Consider the following 19,377-nt stretch of genomic DNA (forward strand, 5'->3'; position numbering starts at 1 on the left):
CGGTGTTTAATCAGCAAGAACAGGCCTCTTATTCCTTTCGGGATTTCCGCGTGCACCGCATCACCGCCAAAGTGTCGACCCTGCTTGCCGCCCTTGCCATGGCGCTTGCCCCCGTGTCCGCCGGTGCGCAGGTCCGGATCAAGGACATCGCGACCTTCGAAGGCGTGCGTGAAAACCAACTGGTGGGCTATGGCCTCGTCGTCGGCCTCAACGGCACCGGCGACAGCCTGCGCAACAGCCCCTTCACCCAGAAGAGCATCGAGGGGATGCTGGAACGCCTCGGCGTCGGCAACCTGAGCGAGGACAACATCAAGACGGCCAACACCGCCGCCGTGATGGTCACCGCCATGCTGCCGCCCTTCGCGCGGCGCGGCTCCACCATCGATGTGGTCGTCTCCTCGCTCGGCGATGCCACCTCGCTGCGCGGCGGCACGCTGATCGTGACGCCGCTGTCGGGCGCCGACGGCGAAGTCTATGCCGTGGCGCAGGGGCCGATCGCGGTGGCCGGTTATGCCGCGCAGGGCATCAACGCCTCCATCGTCGAAGGCGTGCCCACCGTCGCCCGGATCGAGAACGGCGCCACGGTCGAGAACGAGATCGACTTCAAGCTCGCCAGCATGAAGAGCATCCGCATCGCCCTGCGGACCCCGGATTTCACCACCGCGCAGCGGGTCGCCGATGCGATCAACGATGCGCTCGGGCCGAACTCCGCCACCGCGCTTGATCCCACCACGGTCGAGGTCAGCGGCTACGACAAGACGGATGTGGCCGGGCTGATGTCCGACGTGGAAAACCTCATGGTGCAGCCCGACAGTGTCGCCAAGGTGGTGATCGACGCGCGCTCCGGCACCATCGTCATCGGCCAGAACGTCCGCATCGACCAGGTCGCCGTCTCGCAGGGCGGGCTGACCGTCATGGTGCGCGAGGACCTCGAAGTCAGCCAGCCCGAGCCGATCACCATCGGCGGCAATACCGTCGTCGTACCCCAGACCACCGTGGGCGTCGAACAGCAGCCTGCCAGCTTCACCATCCTCGATGGCGATGTCAGCCTGCAACGACTGGTCGACGGGCTGAACGCCATCGGCGTAACCGCGACGCAGACGATCTCGATCCTGCAGGCGATCAAGGCCGCCGGGGCCCTGCACGCAGATCTGGAGATCATCTGATGGAGCTTCCCGAGACCCGCATCCAGACGGTCACGAAGGGCAAGACCTCCGAGGTCGGCCCGTCGCTCAAGGAAATCCGCGACGCCGAGAGCGCCGCACGGGAATTCGAGGCGATGTTCCTCAGCCAGGCGGTGGATGAGATGCTCAAGAGCGTCGACAGCGGCGCCTTCTCCGGCGGGCAGGCGGCCGAGATGTGGCGCTCCTTCATGGCGCAGGCCGTCGCGGACCAAATCGCGGGCCAGAGCCGGACCGGCATCGCACAAAGCATTCAAGCAAGTATTTCCGCATATTCAACTGGGCGCAGCCAACCCGAGGAGGACCCCGCATGAGCCGCGCGAACCACGACATTATCGACCAGCTGAGCAAGCTGCTCCGGGATGAGATCGCCGCCGTCGGCGCCGGTCGCCTCGAGGAGGTCAACAAACTGTTTCCGCAAAAGTCGGCGCTCCTCCAGAAGCTGCAGGACGCCAGCCCGGCACTCGAGAAAGCTGCACAAGAAAGCGGCACCTCTGCCGAGCGGCTTCGCGAAAAACTTCGGGCTGTTCAGGAGCTTATCCGCAGCGATTTGGCCATACTCGAGCGTATGACCCACGCGACGGGCGAGATAGCAAAGGAACTTTCGCGCCTCCGTGAGAGACAATCGCTCAACGGATTGTACGGCAGCACGGGAACAACTCGCCAAGAAGTTGTTGCCCCCGCAACACAGGTCGACCAGACCATCTAAATTTCGTTACCACTTTTTAACTTTATGCTTCAAATTCCATAGTCACGGGCAGGCCCGTTTTCGTCAGAAAGACGATAACGACTATATAAGAATAACGGAGCATAGAATGTCTTCCATTCTTACCAACAACAGCGCGATGAACGCGCTGTCCACTCTGCGCTCGATCAACAACGATCTGGACAGCACTCAGGACCGGATTTCCACCGGCCTGAAGATCCAGTCGGGCAAAGACAACGCCGCATACTTCTCGATCTCCGAGACGATGAAGGGCGACTCGTCGATGTACTCGGCGATCGACGAAGCACTGACCTCGACCATGAACGCCGTTTCGACCGCCCGCCTGGGCGCCGAGACCGTGAATGATCTGGCCAGCGACTTCGCAGAACGCGTTGCGTTCGCGCAGGGCGGCACCGACGAAGTCCGTGCAGACGTTCAGGACGAACTGGATGCACTGGTCGAGCGGATCACCACCACGATCAGCCAGGCCACCTTCAACGGCACCAGCCTCGTGGACAGCACCGGCACCGTGACCGTTGTCACCGGCATCAGCCGCTCTGCGGCCGGTTCCATCACCACCACCACCATCTCGTTCCAGGAGCAAGACCTGGGCGCGATCCTCTCCGCTCTGTCGGCGATCGACCTGACCTCTGCTTCGACCGCAGCTCTTCAGGAAGCCGCCCTGCAGGCCGCTGAATCCGCTCTCGACGCCGCAATCGGCGCCGCAACGGCTCTCGGCATCGCGGAAAACTCGATCGAGACCCAAAAAGACTTCCTCGGCGAGCTGACCAACGTCATCGACAGCGGTGTCGGTTCGATGGTGGACGCAGACATGGAAAGCGAAGCAGCGCGCCTGCAAGCGCTGCAGGTCCAGCAACAGCTGGCCACGCAGTCGCTCTCCATCGCAAACTCTGCGCCTCAAAATATTCTGAGCCTCTTCCAGTAAAAACTGGTAGGCTGGAATTCGAACGGGGCCTCCGGGCCCCGTTCTCTCCCGCAAGGTCCCGGCAGAGGACCGCAAGTCAAAGGGCCCGGAAGAATTTCCGGGGGTTGAGGACAGAAAATGAGTATAGCCGCCTACAAACGTACGATCCGGGAGTCGGAATCCCCCCGCCAGATCGAACGTCGCATTCTTGCGCGCCTGACCGGCCAGCTGGAAAATTACGCTGTAGCCTACGACGGTGCCGAAGACCGCGCCGGCCGCCTGCAACTGCTGCATGATGGTCTGCACAAGGTCCTGACTGATAACCAGAAAATGTGGACTGCCCTGAAAAACGACCTCGCCTCGCCGGGCAATGCCCTGCCGGCCGAGCTGCGCGCGACCCTGCTGTCGCTGGCACTCTGGGTCGAGCGGCAGACCTCTGTCGTGATGGGCGGCGGCGCCGGGGTTGGGGACCTCGCCACCGTGAACCGTCACATCGTGGCCGGCCTCGCCGGCGAGGCCCCCGGGCCGAGGGGCTGATCCAGTGCTGAAGCTGACGCTGAAACCTTACGAACGGGTCATCGTCAACGGCTGCTCCATCCGGAACTCGGGGCGCCGGCATTCCATCGTGATCGAGACCCATGCCGATGTGGTCCGGCAGCATGACCTTTTGGACGGGGACGCCGCGTCGACCCCTGTCCGCAAGGCCTACTTCCTGATCCAGACGGCCCTGATCCGCGCCGACCTGCGCGAAAAGCTGGTCCCCGCGATCCAGAAACAGCTTGCCGCGCTCGCCACCGTCTTCGGGCCGCCGAACGTGAGCAATATCTTCGAGGCCGCCAACGAGGTGTCGAAGATGGACTACTACAAGGCGATGCGCGCCCTGCGCCCCGTCCTGCGCTACGAAGAAGAACTTCTGAACCACCTCGCCTCGGCGGAACGCGCCAAGGCCGCCCCGCCGGAACGCGGCGCGGACCAGAAAGAGGCCGAGGCCGCCCTGACCATTGCCGCGGAAGAGACCACGTCATGATTTCCGTCACCGGGATGAGCACGTACAACGCCCTGATCCTCGCCGATGCGACAGAGGAGTCCCAAAAGGAAGTGCTGACCACGACCGGCCAGCACTCCCGGGCGATTGCCTCCTTCCTGGAACAGGTCAGCAGCATCGAGACCGTGGATGACCTCGTGGACAACTACGAGGTCTATTCCTTCGTCATGAAGGCCTACGACCTCGAGGACGAGATCTTCGGCAAGGCGATGGTGAAGAAGATCCTCTCAGGTGACGAGGAAGACGACGACGCTCTCGTCAACAAGCTGACCGACAGCCGGTTCACCGCGCTTTACGAGGCCATGGGCTTCTCCGAAGGCGGCACGGTGACCACCAACACGATCGACCCCGAGTGGCAGCAGGCCATGGTCGATCAGTATATCGAACAGATCTACTCCAACGAATACGCCGACCAGAACGAGACCCTGGGCACGGTGCTGGAGGTCCGCAACAAGGCGGAAGGGATTGAGAGCTACTACGACCTGCTGGCCGACGAGAACCTGACGGACTTCATCTATACGGTCCTGAACCTTCCCTCGGACATGTCCGCGCTCGACGTGGACAAACAGGCTGAAATCCTTGAAGAAAAGTTCGATCTCGAGGATCTGCAGGACCCGGAAGAGCTGGAAAAGCTGCTCCGCCGCTACGCGATCATCAAGGACGCGCAGGACGGGACCGCCACCGCGAACAGCGCCGCCGTCACCCTGATGTCGAGCGCGGTGAGTGCTTTGTCCTCGGACGGTCAGTTCGTGCCGATCACCATCGACATGTCGGTGATCTACCCCTCGACCGGCTACGAATGACGCGGCGGGACGGCTGATCAGGCGATCAGCTCGTCCTCTTCGTCGTCCATCGGCAGGCGGATGACCTCTTCGTCGGCCAGTTCCTTGGCATAATCCACCATCGCGGTCTGCGCCTCGCGCACGTCCCGGCCACGCACCGGCCCCATCGAGTTCATCTCGTCCAGCAGCATGTCGCGCGACCGGCCCGGCAGCACGTTGAGGAAGTGATCGCGCACCTCCTTCGACGCGCCGCGCAGCGCCATCGGCAGCGTGTTGCCCGGCACGCCGCGCATCACGCGGGCCAGCCCCATCGCGTCCAGCTTCACCAGATCGTCGAAGGTGAACATCTTCTGCTTGATCGCGTTGAACATGTCGGCGGCGCGCTCTTCCAGCCCCGGTGCGATCCGGTCGAAGGCGTCGCGGTCCAGCTTGTTGAACAGATCCGCCATACGCTGCTGAAGCTCCGAGGCCGTCGGCTGCGACGAGGCCGCCGCGATGTCGGTGGTCAGCGCCTCTTCCAGCTGCTGCATCATGTGATGCGGCACCGCTTCCATCTTGATCATCCGCTCGATGATGCCTTCCATCCGCTCGACCCCCAGCAGCGGCAGCACCTTGGCGGCCACGTCGGATTTCACGTTGGACAGGATCGCCGCGGCGGTCTGCTCGTGCTCGCCCTTCAGGTAGTTGGCGATGACGTTCTCGTTCAGCGCGCTGAACCGCGCCCAGAGATCGCGTTCCTTCAGCGGGCCACGGATGTCCTTGAGGATCGCGTCGGCCTGATCGGTCGGCAGCAGGTTGCGCAGCATGCTTTCGGCGATGGCGAAGGAGCCGACGACACCGCTGCCGTTGGTGATGCTCTCGGTGAATTCGGTCATCACCTCCTCGACCTGCGGCGCCGAGACGGAGCCGAGGCCCGACATGGCGCGGGTCAGCTTCTGGATATCGACCTCGTCGAGCTTCTGCATCAGGTCCGAGCCGCGCTTCTCGCCCAGGCAGAGGAACAGGATCGCCGCCTTCTCGGGGCCCTTCAGCTTGCGCCGCCGCAGGCCCGCATCCGCTACGCGGCCGGGGACGGAGGTCTTGGTCATCGTCGTCGCTTTCATCGTCCCTACTCCTCAGCCCCCGCCCGTCATGGGCAGGTATCCTTCCATCAACGACCCGGCCAGCATGTACCAGCCGTCGATCAGCACAAAGAAAATCACCTTGAACGGCAGCGAGATCATGACCGGCGGCAGCATCATCATGCCCGCCGACATGAGCACCGAGGCCACGATCAGGTCCAGCGCCACGAAGGGCAGGTAGATCAGGAACCCGATCGAAAAGGCCCGCCGCAACTCCGACATCATGAAGGCCGGCACCAGTTCCCGCCAGCCGACCTCGTCCACGCTTTCGGGCAGCTGGGGCACCACGTCGCTCTCATCCGACCGCGCGGCGATGTCCATGAACAGCAGCAGGTCCTTGTCGCGCGTGTTGGCATACATGAACCGCTTGAACGGATCGCCGATCCGCCCGATGGCCTGTTCCTCGGTGATGGAATTCTCCATCAGAGGCTGGATGCCCTGTTCGTAGGCGTCGTTGAACACCGGCTGCATGACATAGAAGGTCATGAACAGCGCCATCGCCGACAGCACCATGTTCGGTGGCGTCTGGTTCAGGCCAAGCGCGGTACGCAGCATGGAAAAGACGATGATGAAGCGGGTAAAGCTCGTCATCACCACCAGCAGACCCGGCGCGATGGACAGCACCGTCATCAGCGCGATCAGCTGGATGATCCGCCCCGACAGGGTCGCCGTCTCGTCCGTGCCCGGCTGTGCCTGGCTCAACGTCTCGGAAATCGCGCCCAGCAGACCGCCGTCCTGCGCATGTGCCAGACCGGGCCACAGCGCAAGCGCGGCCAGCAGGGTCAGGCAGAGGGGCAGGGGGCGGCGCAGCATCGGCTCACTTGTCCGAGATGTAGTCCTTGACGATCTCGGTCAGAGACACGCCCAGCCGATCGCCCGACAGCTTCACCAGATCGCCGCGCGCCACGAGGCGGTCGTTGATCACCACGTCCACCGGCTCGCCGATCTTCTTGTCCAGCTCGATGACCGATCCGCGCGACAGCTTCAGCAGCTGCGAGATCGGCATCCGGCTGTGGCCCAGCACGATCTGCACGTTCAGCCCGACGTTGAACATCGCGTCGATGTTGCGGCCCTTGCCGCTGTCGCGCTTGTCCGGGTCGATCATGTCCTCGATGGCCAGCGTCTCGCCGCTTTCGTCCACCTGCGGAAAGACCTCGTCCTTGCCGGGGCCTGCCGGTTCGTCTTTCTCAGCCATGTGCGTCACTCCGCTCTGATGAGGTCCGCGCGAGGGCGGCATCTGCCGCCGCCTTCAGCGCATCGTGAATGCGGTCGCAGACCGCGTTGAAGGAGAAATCCATGAAGCCGTTGTCCCATTCGACACGGGCATCCCCGGCACCGAGCGCCGGGTCGTAGGAAAATTCGACGCGCCCGGCATAGCCGATCTCGTGCACCGCCTTCGACAGGTCCTCGCCGATCAGGTCGAGCGAGGCCTTGGGCAGCACGATCCGCAGACCGGCGGCGCCAAGCGCCATGCCGATGGCCTGTTTCACCTCGGCGCGGACGCGGGGCAGGGACAGCGTGCGCATCGCCTCGGGCGCGACCTTCTCGAAGACCGACAGCGTGAAGTCCAGCACCTGGCTCTCCAGGTCGGCGCGGTGCTTGTCGGCTTCCTTCAGCAGCACGTCGAGGCGGGGCACGATCTGGTTCACCGCCTCCATCTGCGCCCGCACATCGGCAAGGTCGGCTGCCGAAGAGGCCTCGGCCCGGCCCGCGATCCGGCCATCCGCATAGCCTTCGGCGCGCGCCTCGGCTTCCGCCTGACGCAACTCGGCCTCCGTGAACGTGGCAAGCGCGGCCCGGGCCGCGCGCTTTGCCTCCATCGCACGTTCAAGGTCGAAGTCCCGCTCGAAGGCGAAGCGCATGGGTCAGAGCTCCTCCGCCAGCCAGGACTGAATGACCCGCAGGGATTCATCCGGTTCGTTCTCGACCAGGACACCCACGCTCTCGATCCAGCCCTTCTTGATGCCACCGCTGACCGGGCCCAGCTGGACGACTTCGCCGTCCATGTCGTCGGGGCCGAGAATCGTGCCGGTATGCGCCCCGCCGCCCGCGGTCGGGGCCGGGCCCGACAGGGCCGGCGCGTTCGGACGCTGGGCTGCGGGCAGGGCCGCCGGATCGGCAAGGGCCCCCGCCTCGCCCCCGGCAAGCGCAAGGGCACCGCCGCCCGCGGCCGCCCCGGCAAGTGCGGGCATGTCGCCGCCTTCGCTGGTCATGCGCCGCAGCAGGGGCATCACGCCGAAGGCCATCACCGCTGCCACGACCCCAAGGGCAAAGAGACCGCGCAGGATCGACATCAGGTTGTCGGTCAGCACCTGGCCGATGGACTGGCCGACCGGCTCGCCCACATCCATCGAGTAATCCATGAACCGCAGGCTATCGACCTGCACCGTATCGCCGCGCGCATTGTCGAAGCCGACCGCCGATTGCACCAGCTGGGTCAGCCGCTCCAGTTCGTCCGCGCTGCGCTCCTCGTAGGCGACCGTGCCGTCATCGGCGACGTTGTAGATGCCGTTGACCAGGACCGCGACGGAGATCCGGTTGATGTCGCCCGGCTCGCGGACCACCTCGCTCGACGTGTTGCCGATCTCGTAGTTGACGATCTCGTTCGTCGAGGCGCTGGAGTTGCTGTTCTGCGGCTGGCCGCCGGGGCCGTTCTGCAGCCCGCCCGGCAGGTTGTCGAGAACGCCGACCTCGCCCTGCGCGTTGCGGGTATCCTCGGTGTTCTCTTCGCGGGTCTCGGTCGAGCGGACAACCCGCTGCGAGGGGTCATAGCTCTGCTGGCGGATCACCTGACGCTCGGTGGTCAGGTCCACGTTCACGTTGACCCGCGCATTGCCCGCCCCGACCCGCGCGGTCAGGATCGACTGGATGTTGCGCGACATGCGCTCTTCGATGGCGGTCCGCACGCTCTGAAGCGTCACCTCCGCCGTGCTGTCGCCATCTTCGGCAAGGATAGTCTCGCCGCTCGCCGACAGGACGGTCACGCGGCCCGGCGCCAGGCCCGGCACGGCCGACGCAACCAGAGCGCGAATCGATTGACCTTCGCGGCGACCGATCTCGGCGCTGCCCGCGCCGCGCACGATGACCGAGGCAGAGGGCTCCGCCGTCTCGCGCGAAAACGCCTCGCGCTCGGGCAGCACCAAGTGCACCCGCGCCGCGGCAATGCCGTCGATGGTCTGGATCGAGCGGGCCAGCTCGCCCTCCATGGCGCGCAGGCGATTCACCCGCTGCATGAAGGTGTTCATCCCCAGGCCGGAGGACTGGTCGAAGATCTCCCAGCCGGGCGTGCCTTCATCCAGAAGCCCTTGTTCTGCAAGGGCCATTCGGGCGCGCGGGATGTCTTCGCGGGGCACAGAAACAGTCGAACCGGCCGCCTCCAGCTCCACCTTGAAGCCCGCGCCTTCCAGCGCGTCGATCAGGCGGCTGGCCGCAGCAGGGGACAGGTTGCTGTAGAGCGGCACGTATTCCGGCCGCATCACCATGTTCAGACCAAAGAGCAGCGCGAAAACGATGCCGACGCCCGTCGCACCAAGTGCGATCAGACGCCCACGTCCAAGCGACAGCAGATTGTCGATAAACGGTCCCAAACCCTACCCCCGGCGCAGATAGCTGCCTTTACTCGGATTTAACCGGATTAATCCTTGCTGCGCAAGCACAGTTTACAATTTATACTTGCTTAAGAGACAATTAATCTGCATTGTAATCAACAGCTATACATGAACGGGCATATTCGATGGCAGAGGCGCAAGACTCGTCCGGAGGGGCACCTGCAAAGCGGTCGCTGGGCCGCCGGATCATGATGCCTATTCTCCTCCTGCTGCTCTCCGCTCTGGGGATCGCAGGCGGCATGGCGATCTCCATGGGGCCGGCAACCTTCCTCGCCTTTATCCAGGGCGAAGACCTGCCCGAGCCGGAAGACGCCCCCGCAGAAGAACACGCCACCAATGATCACGGCGCGGCTCAGGCCGACACGGGCCATGGTGGCGGTCACGGCGCGGCCCCGGGCGACGAGATGACGGTGACGCCCTTCAAGGAGATGATCGTCAACATCACCTCGACCACCGCCACCGGACGCCGCACCACGCGCTTCCTCAAGCTGAACGTCGCCCTCGTCTATGATGCCGCCCTGCCGGGCGCCGATGATGTCGAGGCCCGCAAGCTCTACCTCCGCGACAGCTTCCAGGATTACCTGCGCCAGCTGAACGAGGCCGACCTGCAGGGCACCTACGGGCTGACCACCCTCAAGACCGAACTCCTGCGCCGCGCCCGCGCCGTCACCGGCAGCGACGCCCCGCAGGAACTCCTCGTCTCCGACCTGATCGTGCAGTGAGCCATGGCTGAGATTACCCGTCCGACCCCTCCCGAAGAGCTGAACGGCGCCCCCATCGAGGAGCAGATCATCCAGATGGCCAAGCTCTCCTACGAGCGGCTGCCGCTGCTCGAGGTGATCTTCGACCGTTTCGCGCTCTCCCTCGGCCCCGCGCTGAAAAGCTACTGCGGCGTGCTGGCGGATGCCGAGCTGGAAGGCTTCGAATACATGCCCTATTCCGAGGCGCTCGAAGGGCTCTCGGCCAACGGGCTGGTGGCGATCACCCAGGCCTCCGAGTGGGACAGCGAGATCGCGACCGTCCTCGACCCCGATCTGCTCTTCACCGCGCTGGAGATCATGCTGGGCGGGCGTACCGTGAAGGGCTCCGACTGGGCGCCGCGTAGCTTCACCGCGATCGAACGCCGCCTCGGCACCAATATCTGCGAGGTCATCCTGCGGGAACTCTCGACCGCCTTCTCGCAGCTCAGCGACAACGATTTCACCATCGACCACATGGAGGGCAACCCCCATACGCTGGTCCTCGCACCGCCGGGCAGCCCCTGCGTGCGCATCACCTACAAGATCACGCTGGACGAACGCGTCGGCAAACTCTCCTTCGTCATCCCCAATAACGCCATCGACAAGGTCCGCCCCACGCTGGCGCAAGCCTTCCGGGGCGGACAGCTTGGGGGGGATGACGCCTGGCGGGCCCTGCTGACGGATCAGATCTCCGACACCAGCGTGACGCTTGCCGCGGTCCTGCACGAACCCGTGCTGCCGCTGACCTCCGTGCTGCAGTGGAAGCGCGGGCAGGTCCTCGACCTGGGCATCGACTCCGAACACGAAGTGACGGTGACCTGCTCCGGCAAGAAGATGTTCCGGGCCGCCATGGGCCGGCGCAAGAACGGGTCGGTCGCGCTGCGCGTGACCGAAGATTTCGACAACGCAAAAGACATGAAAGAGGGTGGGTTCTCCGATGTCGTTCCTGATTGATATGATCATCCTGGCACTTCTGGCCGGTACGCTGATTTACGCCTTCCTCGTCGACCGCCGGGTGCGGATGCTGATGGCCGCGCTGCGCGACATGCAGCCGCTGGTCGCCAATTTCTCCGAGGCCGTGGACCGGTCCGAGAAGTCGGTCACCCAGATGAAGACCATGGCCACCGACATCTCCGAGCCGCGCCGCACCCATGCCGCCCCCGAGGCCCGCAGCGAACCGGCCACGCTCTCCTTCCGCTCGGTCCGCGATCCGCAACGCGCGCCCACCGGCGTGGCCCGCCTGCGCGGCAAGTCGGACCTCGTGCGCGGCTTCTTCGAGACCGCACAGCGGGGCGTCTGATCCATGTGGCGGCCCCGTCCCTTCGCGATCATCATCGGTGCCCTCGCGCTCACGGGCGTGGTGAAGGCCGGTATGACGCTGACCACCGATCCCGCCGCGCTGCCGTCGACGCCGGTGGACATGCTCTTCGTGTCCCGCGCCTCTGCCGCGGGGCCCGCCAAGCCGCCCGAACCTGCGCCGGTGGCCGAGGCACAGCAGATCAAGGCCGCGCTCGACAGCTCCTGCGGGGTGCCCGAGGACATGCTGCGCGCGATCCGCGAGGAACGTTCCCTGCTGGAAGAGCAGAAGGACCAGCTGGCACAGCGCGCCTCTGAACTGGACCTCGCCGGCGAAGCCCTCGCACAGGAGCGCGCCCAACTGGGCGATCTCAAGACCGAGGTCGTGGCCATGCTCGACAGGGCAGAGGCCGCCCATACCGCGGATGTGGATCGCCTCGTGGCGCTCTACTCCAACATGAAACCCAAGGACGCCGCCGCGATCATGGACGAACTCGACATCGAGGTCTCGGTCATGGTCCTCGGCACGATGAACGAACGCGACGCCGCGCCGATCCTCGCCGCCCTCAACCCCACGCGGGCGCGGGCGATCTCGCGCATTATCATGGAACGTTCGAAACTCCCCGGAGATCAGAGACTCGACAACCTCAAACTCTGATCGACCCCAAGCCCGGGGAACGAGAGACGGCCGCCAACACCCACCCTGGCGGCCGTCTTCTTTTTTCGCGTAACCCGAATTATGTAAATTCCGTTACCGCGCCGCTCAGAACAACAGCCCCGGCAGCCACAGCACCATCGACGGCCAGGCGATCAGCAGCAGCGTGAAGGCCAGCATCATCAGGACGAAGGGCAGCGCGCCCCAGATCACGTCCATGATCGAGCCCCGCATCCGCACGCCCTGCACGATGTAGAGGTTCATCCCGATGGGCGGCGTGATCAGCCCGATCTCCATCATCAGGACAAGGAAGATGCCGAACCACACCGGGTCGATCCCCATGTGCAGCACCAGCGGGAACACCACCGGCAGGGTCGCGATCATCATCGACAGCGTCTCCATGAAGCAGCCGAGCACGAGGTAGAACACCATCAGCAGCAGCAGGATCCCCAGCGGCCCCGCGCCCGTGTTCGCCACCGCCCGGGTCAGCGCCTGCGGAATGCCCAGCATCCCGATGACGAAGTTCAGGAACTGCGCGCCCACCATGATCAGCAGGATCATCGAGGAGATCCGCACCGTCGAAATCATCGCCTCGTGCAGCAGAGGCAGCGTCAGCTTGCGCCGAAACAGCGCCACGGCCAGCGCCGCGACCACGCCGATGGCGGCGGATTCCGTAGGCGTCGCCCAACCGGCATAGATCACGCCCATGACCACGGCGAAGATCACCAGCGGCGGCAGCACGTCCAGCAGGTTGCGCAGCTTCTCGTTCCACGGCCGCGCGGGCATCACCGGGCCCGCAACGCCGGGCTTCACCAGCGCGATCCCGATGATCAGCGCCATGAAACAACCCGTCAGCAGGATGCCCGGCACCAGACCGGCGGCAAAGAGCTGCCCGATGGAGGTATTCGTCATCGAGCCGTAGATGATCATGTTGATCGAAGGCGGGATCAGGATCCCCAGCGTCGCGCCCGCGGCAATCGTGCCCGCGGTCAACCGCTCGTCATATTTCCGCTCCGCGAGGATCGGCAGCGCCACGTTCCCGATGGTCGCCGCCGTCGCCACGGAAGAGCCAGAGACCGCGGCAAAGAACGTGCTCGCCCCGATGTTCGAATGCAGCAGTCCGCCCGGCAGGCGCCGCAACCAGTCCGACAGCGAGCGATAGAGACCCTCGGCCACGCCCGAGCGCACGAGGATCTCGCCAAGGAAGACGAAAAGCGGGATCGCCGTCAGGATGAAATCGTTCTGACCGCTCCACATCTGGCTGCCAAAGGTGGTCAGCACCGGCCAGCCCATCAGGGTCCAGGCCCCGATCAGCGCGGTCAGGAACATCGCCACCGCCACCGGCAGGCCGATCAGCATCATGGTCAGCATCATGACAAAGCCGAGAACGGCACCTCCGACCCCGATCATGCCTTGCGCTCCCGGCGGGTCGATCCGTCGACCTGTTCCTCGTCCATGATTTCCTCAAGGCTCTTGATGCCATAGAGGCGGTTCACCAGCGGCCAGTTGGTGACGAACAGATAGGCCGCGTGCAGTGTCACGATGGTCGAGACGACGGCAAAGAACAGCAGCCCCGCCACCCAGACCGATTGCGGCATCCACAGCGGCGTCATCAGCGGCGTGCCGGACAGCGACTTGTAGTCGATGCTCTCGGCCAGCGCCGCCCATCCGCGCCACGCGATGAAGAGCGCCATCACCATGATGCCCACCAAGGCCAGCAGGTTCAGCGCCGCCGCCATCCGGCCCGGCACCCGCTCCACGAGGATCTCCACCCGCGTGTGCGCGCGCTCCAGCAGCGCATAGGAAAACCCGAAGGCCGCGAGGATCGCCAGCACGTAGCCGCCCATCTCGTCGCTGCCCTGAAGGGACATGTTCGCGAACCGCCGCAGCAGGATTTCCAGCGCGATCAGCAGGCTCAGCGCCAGCAGCGCATATCCCGCGATCAGCGCCATGATCCGCGACAGCGGCAGCAAGGCGCGCGTCACCTTTGACTCGGTCGACATCCTTCGTCCCTTCCCTTCGGCGCGGCGAAACCTCTCCCGCGCCCGTCAGATCTGCGGGGCCGCCCGAAGGCAGCCCCGCCCTGTCACGTGGCGCTCAGGCTCACTCGATGGTCAGGCCAGCGGCCTTGCCCGCGGTCTCGTTCCACGTGGCCGAGCAGTTCGGGTCCACCGCGTTGCAGGTGTCCTTCCACATCGGCAGCACGACGGTCTGGGCGATTTCCTTGATCTTCGCCACGTCCGCGTCGTTGATCTCCACCAGCTTCATGCCGAACTTCTTGTGGTCGGTGCAGCTGTCCGCGCCCACGTTGCAATCCAGCGCGTCGCCGTTGGTGTTGATCGCCAGATCCCACAGCGAGGTCTCAAGCCCCTTGAACGCGGTTTCCAGCTCGGCCTTCTGCTCGTCCGAGAAGCTGTTCCAGGTGTCGAGGTTGATGAAGTGGCCCTGCACCCCGCCCGAAACCGACAGCGGCAGCTGGTGGGTGGTCACTTCCGGCCAGTTGCCGGTGTTGCCCGAGGTGGGCGAGGTCACGCCGCAGGAGGCCACGCCGCGCTGAAGCGCCGGGTAGACTTCCGAGAACTGCAGCGTCACCGGCGTCGCGCCGAGCGCTTCCAGCATCGCGGACATGGAGGGCGTGAAGGAGCGGATCTTGAGGCCGTTCAGATCGGCAAGGCTCTCGATCTCGGCATTGCAGTAGAAGACCTGCGGGCCGAACGGCCAGATGGTCAGCACCTTGGCGTTGAACTTCTCCTGCAGGCGCTTGTCGAAGACGTCGCGGTAGGCGTCGACCACTTCGCGCAGCTTGGTCATGTCGGTGGCCACGCCGATCAGGTCGACCCCCTCGAAGAACGGGTCATCGCGCGAGGCCATGCCGATCTGCACCGACATGATGTCGAACGCGCCCGAGCGCAGCATGCGCAGCGCGTCAGGGGCCTTCACGCCCACGACATCCATCGGGTTGTAGTTCACGGCCACGTCGACGCCGGACTCGTCCTTCAGGTTCTCGAAGAAGGCCTGCTCGATGGCGATGTGCTTCTTGTTCTGGGAAAAGTTGCCCGCGACCCGCAGGTCGGTCTGAGCCGCGGCAACGCCCGCGGTGGCAATCAGCGCTGCCGACAGCAGCGTGGAGGTGATGAGTTTACGCATGAGTCTCCCCGTTTTTGCATTCATTTCTGACGTGACGCTTGCAGATCGCAGGTAACCCGGCAAACCCGTTCATGGCGGCGGATGCGGAAAAAGCGGATTCTTCGCCCGCTGCTGCCACAATCATCGGATTTCGAGGCAAAACGCTTAAAATATGCCCGTTTCATGTCTCAAGATTGTATCCAATACCGGAAACAGCTTGCGATTCTCCCCCCTGACACCGCAACACTCAGCGCAGGTCCAGCACGCCGGGGCCCTGCAAGGTCTCTGTCGGCGCCCATGAATAACCGGAATTTTGAATGCAAAATCGCCCTGCCCTGCCCCGTCCGAAGCTGATCGGCATGCTGACGCCCTCCTCCAACACGGTGGTGGAGCCCTATACGAACCACCTCGCGTGGCCGCTCTTCCCGCAGGTCTCGGTGCATTACGGGCGGTTCCGGGTCACGCGCATCGCGCTCGACGAAGGCTCCGACGATCAGTTCTCCCTCGCGCCGATCCTCGCCGCCGCAGACCTCTTGAACGACGCCCGGCCCGATCTCATCGCGTGGAATGGCACCTCGGCCAGCTGGCTTGGCTTTCAGACGGACGAAACCCTTTGCGCAGCGATCAGCGCCCACACCGGCAAGCCCGCCACCACCGCCGTCCTTGCGCTCAACAAATTGCTCGGCAAGCTCGGCGCGGCCAGGATCGCCCTCGTCACGCCCTATACGCAGGACGTGCAGGACCGCATCATCGCCAATTACGCCGCCCTCGGGATCGAGACGGTGGCCGAACGCCACGCGGGGCTCAGCGACAATTTCTCCTTCGCCACGGTCGAGGAAGACACGATCGCCACCATGTGCCGCGAGGTCGCCGCCGCGAAGCCCGACGCCATCGTCATCCTCTGCACCAACATGCGCGGCCCCCTCGTCGCCGCCGGGCTGGAGGCGGAACTGCGCATCCCCGTGCTCGACTCCGTCGCCTTCACCCTCTGGGGCACGCTCGACGCGCTCGATATTCCCATGGAGCCGCTGGCCGATTTCGGCATGATGTTCCGGCAATGATCCCTGACTTGACGACGAAAGGCCCGCGGATGGAGGCACAGGACAAGACCGAGACCCGGAGCGAGACCCAGCCTGAGACCCAGACCGAGGCCGGAACCCTGCACCAGACGCTTGTGGCCAATATCCGAAACCTCCTGATCGAGGGCGGCCTCGCCGCCGGTCAGCGCATCCCCGAGGCAGAGCTCTGCCAGCGGTTCGGCGTCTCCCGCACGCCGCTGCGCGAGGCGCTCAAGGTGCTCGCCTCCGAGGGGTTCATCCAGCTGCGCCCGAACCGCGGCGCCATCCTCGCCCCGCTGGACCCGGGCCAGATCGCCCCGATCTTCGAACTCAAGGGCGCGCTCGAACGGCTCATCGGCCTGACGGCGGCCGACCGCGCGACCGAGGCAGAGCTCACCCGCCTGTCCACCCTGCACCACGCGCTGAACGATACGCTGGCGTCCGGAAACCTCGCCTCCTACACGCAGCTCAACTACGACTTCCACAAGGGCCTCGCCGAGGCCACGCGCAACGCCGAGCTGATGCAGAGCTACGACATCCTGCAACAGAAGATCTGGCGCTTCCGCTTCCTCGTGAACGACAGTTTCTCGCGGATCGAGGAATCCTTTGCCGAACACGAACAGATCATGATCGCCCTGCGCGCCCGCACGCCGCTCGACCTTGCCGCGCGGCTCGAGGCGCACAACCAGAAGACCTGCGACGCGATGCAACGCGCCGTGGCCCAGCTCGACCAGCCCGGCTGACACCCCGGACACCCGGACAGCCCATCGGACAGGAGCCCGACATGTACGACACGATCATCCGCGGTGGCCGCGTCTCGACCGCCAGCGATACTTTCGACAGCGACATCGCGATCCGCGACGGCAAGATCGTGGCCCTCGGCCATGATCTGGGCGAGGCGGCAGAGGTGATCGACGCCTCGGGCCTCTGGGTGCTGCCCGGCGGGATCGACAGCCACGTCCATATTTCCCAGCCCTCGGGCGAGGGGATCGTCATGGCGGATGATTTCGAAAGCGCCACCCGCTCCGCCGTGATCGGCGGCAATACGATGCTGCTGCCCTTCTGCCTGCAGGAACGCGGCGACAGCCTGCGGCAGGCGGTCACCGACTACCACGCCAAGGCCGAGGGCGCCTGCTACACCGACGTGTCCTTCCACCTGATCATCACCGATCCCACGCCCTCCGTGCTGGGGCAGGAACTGCCCGCGCTCGTGGCCGACGGCTATACCTCCTTCAAGGTCTTCATGACCTACGAGGGCATGGCCCTGACCGACATGGAAATGCTCAAGGTCATGGCCGTGGCCCGCGACACCGGCGCCCTCGTCATGGTCCACGCCGAGAATTACGACATGATCCGCTTCATGACCGAGCAGCTGGAGGCCGCGGGCATGACCGCGCCGCGCCACCACGCCACCTCGCGTCCCATCGTGGTGGAGCGTGAGGCGACCCACCGCGCGATCTCGCTGGCCGAGCTGTCGGACATTCCCCTGATGGTCGTCCATGTCTCCAACCGCGAGGCGACGGAAGAAATCCGCCGCGCCCAGTCCCGGGGCCTCAACATCCGGGGCGAGACCTGCCCGCAATACCTCGTCCTGACCGAGGATGACCTCGACGGGCTGAACATGGAGGGCGCGAAATACGTCTGCTCCCCGCCGCCCCGTGACCTCGACAGCCAGAAGGCCTGCTGGGAGGGGCTGCAACAGGGCGTGTTCAACGTCTACTCCTCGGACCACAGCCCGTTCCGCTACGACGATCCGGCGGGCAAGCTCTTCCCCAAGGGCCGCACCTCCTTCCGCTGGGTGCCCAACGGCATCCCCGGCGTCGGCGCGCGCCTGCCGATCCTCTTCTCCGAGGGCGTCGTGAAGGGCCGGATCGACATCAACCGTTTCGTGGCCCTGACCGCCACGAACCACGCCAAGACCTATGGCCTCTACCCGCGCAAGGGCACCATCGCCATCGGGGCCGATGCCGACATCACGCTCTGGGATCCCGAGAAGCGCCAGACCCTGACCCACGCGCTGCTGCAGGACGGCGCCGATTACACCCCCTACGAGGGGATGGAGATCACCGGCTGGCCCGTCACCACCATGGTGCGCGGCAAGACCGTGGTCCGTGACGGCGCGCTGCAGGATGCCAAGGGCCACGGCGAACATATCTCGCGCGGCTTCACGCAGGGCTGAACCGCAAACGCCCGCGCCGGGTCTCCCCGCGCGGGCGTTCCTCAGCCTTGGACAGGCCCCCTACCCTTTCACACCGGACATGGTGATCCCCCGCACGAAGGCGCGCCGGGCAAAGAGGAAGACCAGCAGCATCGGCACCGTCACCACGGTCGCCGCCGCGAAGGTCCGGCCATAGTTGATGTCGAAGGTGGACTTGTACTGCATCATCGACAGGGTCGCGGTCATCTTCTCCTGGCTCTGCACCACGATCAGCGGCCAGTAGAGGTCGTTCCAGTGCGACACGAAGGAAAAGACCGAGAAGGCCGCCGCTGCCGGCACCGCCGCGGGCAGGATCAGCCGCAGCACGATCTCGATTTCCGTGAACCCGTCCACCCGCGCCGCCTGAATGATCGAATCCGGATAGGCGCGGAAGAACTGGCGGAACAGGAAGATCGCGAAGACCGAGACGAGGAAGGGGAACATCATCGACAGGTAGGTGTCGAGCAGCCCCGCCTTCACCAGCCCGAGGTAGATCGGGATCGAGGTCACGTTGATCGGCACCGTCAGGCAGGCAATCACCGTACCCAGCAGTATGGTCGATCCCCGGAACTTCAGCTTGGCCAGGGCATAGGCCGCAGGCACCGCGGTCGCCAGCTGCACCACGAGGATGCCGACGCAGACGATCATGCTGTTGGTCAGGTAGCGCAGGTAGGGCTGCGTCACCAGCACGTCGTAATAGTTCTGCCAGCCCGCAAAGGTCTTGGGCCAGAGGGTGAAATCGCTGTCAAAGACCTCGGACGTCGGCTTCAGGCTCGACGAGACCATCCAGAGGAACGGGAACACCATCAGCCAGGCCCCCAGCAGAAGCAGCAGCGTGACGATGATCCGCCCCGGCGTGACGCGCGACAGCGCACCCGTGATGCGGTCGGTCAGGGACAGGTCGGGGGTATGTGTCAGATCGCTCATGTCCTCAGCC

The 19,377-nt window shown here is 65.0% G+C and carries 23 protein-coding genes; 14 read left to right on the plus strand and 9 right to left on the minus strand.

The features are described from left to right. The first annotated feature begins 98 nt into the window (after positions 1-98). The 7 genes from LCM32_RS19830 to LCM32_RS19860 all read left to right on the plus strand — a co-directional run bounded on the left by LCM32_RS19830 (position 99) and on the right by LCM32_RS19860 (position 4,660). Complete coding sequence (locus LCM32_RS19830) at positions 99-1,166, plus strand: flagellar basal body P-ring protein FlgI (protein ID WP_263618258.1); 1,068 nt, start codon at positions 99-101, stop codon at positions 1,164-1,166. Then, on the plus strand, positions 1,166-1,495 hold the full coding sequence (locus LCM32_RS19835; protein WP_224822829.1) for a rod-binding protein: 330 nt from the start codon (positions 1,166-1,168) through the stop codon (positions 1,493-1,495). The genes LCM32_RS19830 and LCM32_RS19835 overlap by 1 nt, the downstream gene beginning before the upstream one ends. Beyond that, on the plus strand, positions 1,492-1,890 hold the full coding sequence (locus LCM32_RS19840) for a hypothetical protein (RefSeq protein ID WP_224822830.1): 399 nt from the start codon (positions 1,492-1,494) through the stop codon (positions 1,888-1,890). Before LCM32_RS19835 ends, LCM32_RS19840 begins: the two co-directional genes overlap by 4 nt. 106 nt (positions 1,891-1,996) lie before the next feature. Next, positions 1,997-2,833 (plus strand): flagellin, encoded by an 837-nt coding sequence (locus LCM32_RS19845; RefSeq protein WP_224822831.1) that lies wholly within the window; start codon positions 1,997-1,999, stop codon positions 2,831-2,833. Between the two features lie 117 nt (positions 2,834-2,950). Further along, entirely contained in the window at positions 2,951-3,349 is a 399-nt protein-coding gene (locus LCM32_RS19850) for a flagellar biosynthesis regulator FlaF (protein ID WP_224822832.1), read from the plus strand. A 4-nt stretch (positions 3,350-3,353) separates the two neighbouring features. Further along, positions 3,354-3,839 (plus strand): flagellar biosynthesis repressor FlbT, encoded by a 486-nt coding sequence (locus tag LCM32_RS19855; RefSeq protein WP_224822833.1) that lies wholly within the window; start codon positions 3,354-3,356, stop codon positions 3,837-3,839. Further along, a complete protein-coding gene (locus LCM32_RS19860; RefSeq protein WP_224822834.1) occupies positions 3,836-4,660 on the plus strand; it encodes a DUF1217 domain-containing protein in 825 nt (274 codons plus the stop codon). The genes LCM32_RS19855 and LCM32_RS19860 overlap by 4 nt, the downstream gene beginning before the upstream one ends. A gap of 17 nt (positions 4,661-4,677) precedes the next feature. On the opposite strand, the gene LCM32_RS19865 is transcribed toward LCM32_RS19860, so the two are convergent. The 5 genes from LCM32_RS19865 to fliF form a co-directional block, all read right to left on the minus strand. After that, positions 4,678-5,742, minus strand: a complete 1,065-nt coding sequence (locus tag LCM32_RS19865; RefSeq protein WP_224822835.1) for a flagellar motor switch protein FliG — start codon at positions 5,740-5,742, stop codon at positions 4,678-4,680. 12 nt (positions 5,743-5,754) lie between these two features. Continuing rightward, entirely contained in the window at positions 5,755-6,573 is an 819-nt protein-coding gene (fliP, locus tag LCM32_RS19870; RefSeq protein WP_224822836.1) for a flagellar type III secretion system pore protein FliP, read from the minus strand. Between the two features lie 4 nt (positions 6,574-6,577). Further along, entirely contained in the window at positions 6,578-6,865 is a 288-nt protein-coding gene (gene fliN / locus LCM32_RS19875; RefSeq protein ID WP_224822881.1) for a flagellar motor switch protein FliN, read from the minus strand. Between the two features lie 82 nt (positions 6,866-6,947). Then, positions 6,948-7,622 (minus strand): FliH/SctL family protein, encoded by a 675-nt coding sequence (locus LCM32_RS19880; protein ID WP_224822837.1) that lies wholly within the window; start codon positions 7,620-7,622, stop codon positions 6,948-6,950. A gap of 3 nt (positions 7,623-7,625) precedes the next feature. Beyond that, complete coding sequence (fliF, locus tag LCM32_RS19885) at positions 7,626-9,347, minus strand: flagellar basal-body MS-ring/collar protein FliF (RefSeq protein WP_224822838.1); 1,722 nt, start codon at positions 9,345-9,347, stop codon at positions 7,626-7,628. 209 nt (positions 9,348-9,556) lie between these two features. Here fliF and fliL point away from each other — a divergent pair, with 209 nt between their 5' ends. From fliL to LCM32_RS19905, 4 genes are read left to right on the plus strand one after another with little or no spacing between them, the layout of a single operon-like run. Continuing rightward, complete coding sequence (gene fliL / locus LCM32_RS19890) at positions 9,557-10,090, plus strand: flagellar basal body-associated protein FliL (RefSeq protein ID WP_224822839.1); 534 nt, start codon at positions 9,557-9,559, stop codon at positions 10,088-10,090. A gap of 3 nt (positions 10,091-10,093) precedes the next feature. Beyond that, positions 10,094-11,062, plus strand: a complete 969-nt coding sequence (locus tag LCM32_RS19895; RefSeq protein ID WP_224822840.1) for a flagellar motor switch protein FliM — start codon at positions 10,094-10,096, stop codon at positions 11,060-11,062. After that, positions 11,046-11,408, plus strand: a complete 363-nt coding sequence (locus tag LCM32_RS19900; protein ID WP_224822841.1) for a flagellar motor switch protein — start codon at positions 11,046-11,048, stop codon at positions 11,406-11,408. The genes LCM32_RS19895 and LCM32_RS19900 overlap by 17 nt, the downstream gene beginning before the upstream one ends. Positions 11,409-11,411: 3 nt before the next feature. After that, positions 11,412-12,062 (plus strand): MotE family protein, encoded by a 651-nt coding sequence (locus LCM32_RS19905; RefSeq protein ID WP_224822842.1) that lies wholly within the window; start codon positions 11,412-11,414, stop codon positions 12,060-12,062. A 105-nt stretch (positions 12,063-12,167) separates the two neighbouring features. Here LCM32_RS19905 and LCM32_RS19910 read toward each other — a convergent pair whose 3' ends face one another. From LCM32_RS19910 to LCM32_RS19920, 3 genes are all read right to left on the minus strand, one after another. Next, a complete protein-coding gene (locus tag LCM32_RS19910; RefSeq protein WP_224822843.1) occupies positions 12,168-13,469 on the minus strand; it encodes a TRAP transporter large permease in 1,302 nt (433 codons plus the stop codon). Continuing rightward, positions 13,466-14,062 carry a TRAP transporter small permease subunit gene (locus tag LCM32_RS19915; protein WP_224822844.1) on the minus strand — a complete coding sequence of 199 codons (597 nt, stop codon included), beginning with the start codon at positions 14,060-14,062 and terminating at the stop codon, positions 13,466-13,468. The genes LCM32_RS19910 and LCM32_RS19915 overlap by 4 nt, the downstream gene beginning before the upstream one ends. Positions 14,063-14,162: 100 nt before the next feature. After that, a complete protein-coding gene (locus tag LCM32_RS19920) occupies positions 14,163-15,206 on the minus strand; it encodes a TRAP transporter substrate-binding protein (protein ID WP_224822845.1) in 1,044 nt (347 codons plus the stop codon). A gap of 296 nt (positions 15,207-15,502) precedes the next feature. Here LCM32_RS19920 and LCM32_RS19925 point away from each other — a divergent pair, with 296 nt between their 5' ends. Genes LCM32_RS19925 through hydA form a run of 3 tightly spaced genes read left to right on the plus strand, consistent with a single transcriptional unit; the run spans position 15,503 to position 18,422 of the window. Further along, entirely contained in the window at positions 15,503-16,246 is a 744-nt protein-coding gene (locus tag LCM32_RS19925; RefSeq protein WP_224822846.1) for an aspartate/glutamate racemase family protein, read from the plus strand. Continuing rightward, on the plus strand, positions 16,243-16,986 hold the full coding sequence (locus LCM32_RS19930) for a GntR family transcriptional regulator (RefSeq protein WP_224822847.1): 744 nt from the start codon (positions 16,243-16,245) through the stop codon (positions 16,984-16,986). Before LCM32_RS19925 ends, LCM32_RS19930 begins: the two co-directional genes overlap by 4 nt. Before the next feature lie 41 nt (positions 16,987-17,027). Further along, positions 17,028-18,422, plus strand: a complete 1,395-nt coding sequence (gene hydA, locus LCM32_RS19935) for a dihydropyrimidinase (protein WP_224822848.1) — start codon at positions 17,028-17,030, stop codon at positions 18,420-18,422. A gap of 60 nt (positions 18,423-18,482) precedes the next feature. Here the strand turns inward: hydA and LCM32_RS19940 are convergent, their stop codons facing one another. Beyond that, positions 18,483-19,367 carry a carbohydrate ABC transporter permease gene (locus tag LCM32_RS19940; protein WP_224822849.1) on the minus strand — a complete coding sequence of 295 codons (885 nt, stop codon included), beginning with the start codon at positions 19,365-19,367 and terminating at the stop codon, positions 18,483-18,485. Positions 19,368-19,377 lie beyond the last annotated feature (10 nt).

The organism is Pseudooceanicola nanhaiensis, assembly GCF_020171315.1.
GTDB lineage: Bacteria > Pseudomonadota > Alphaproteobacteria > Rhodobacterales > Rhodobacteraceae > Pseudooceanicola > Pseudooceanicola nanhaiensis_A.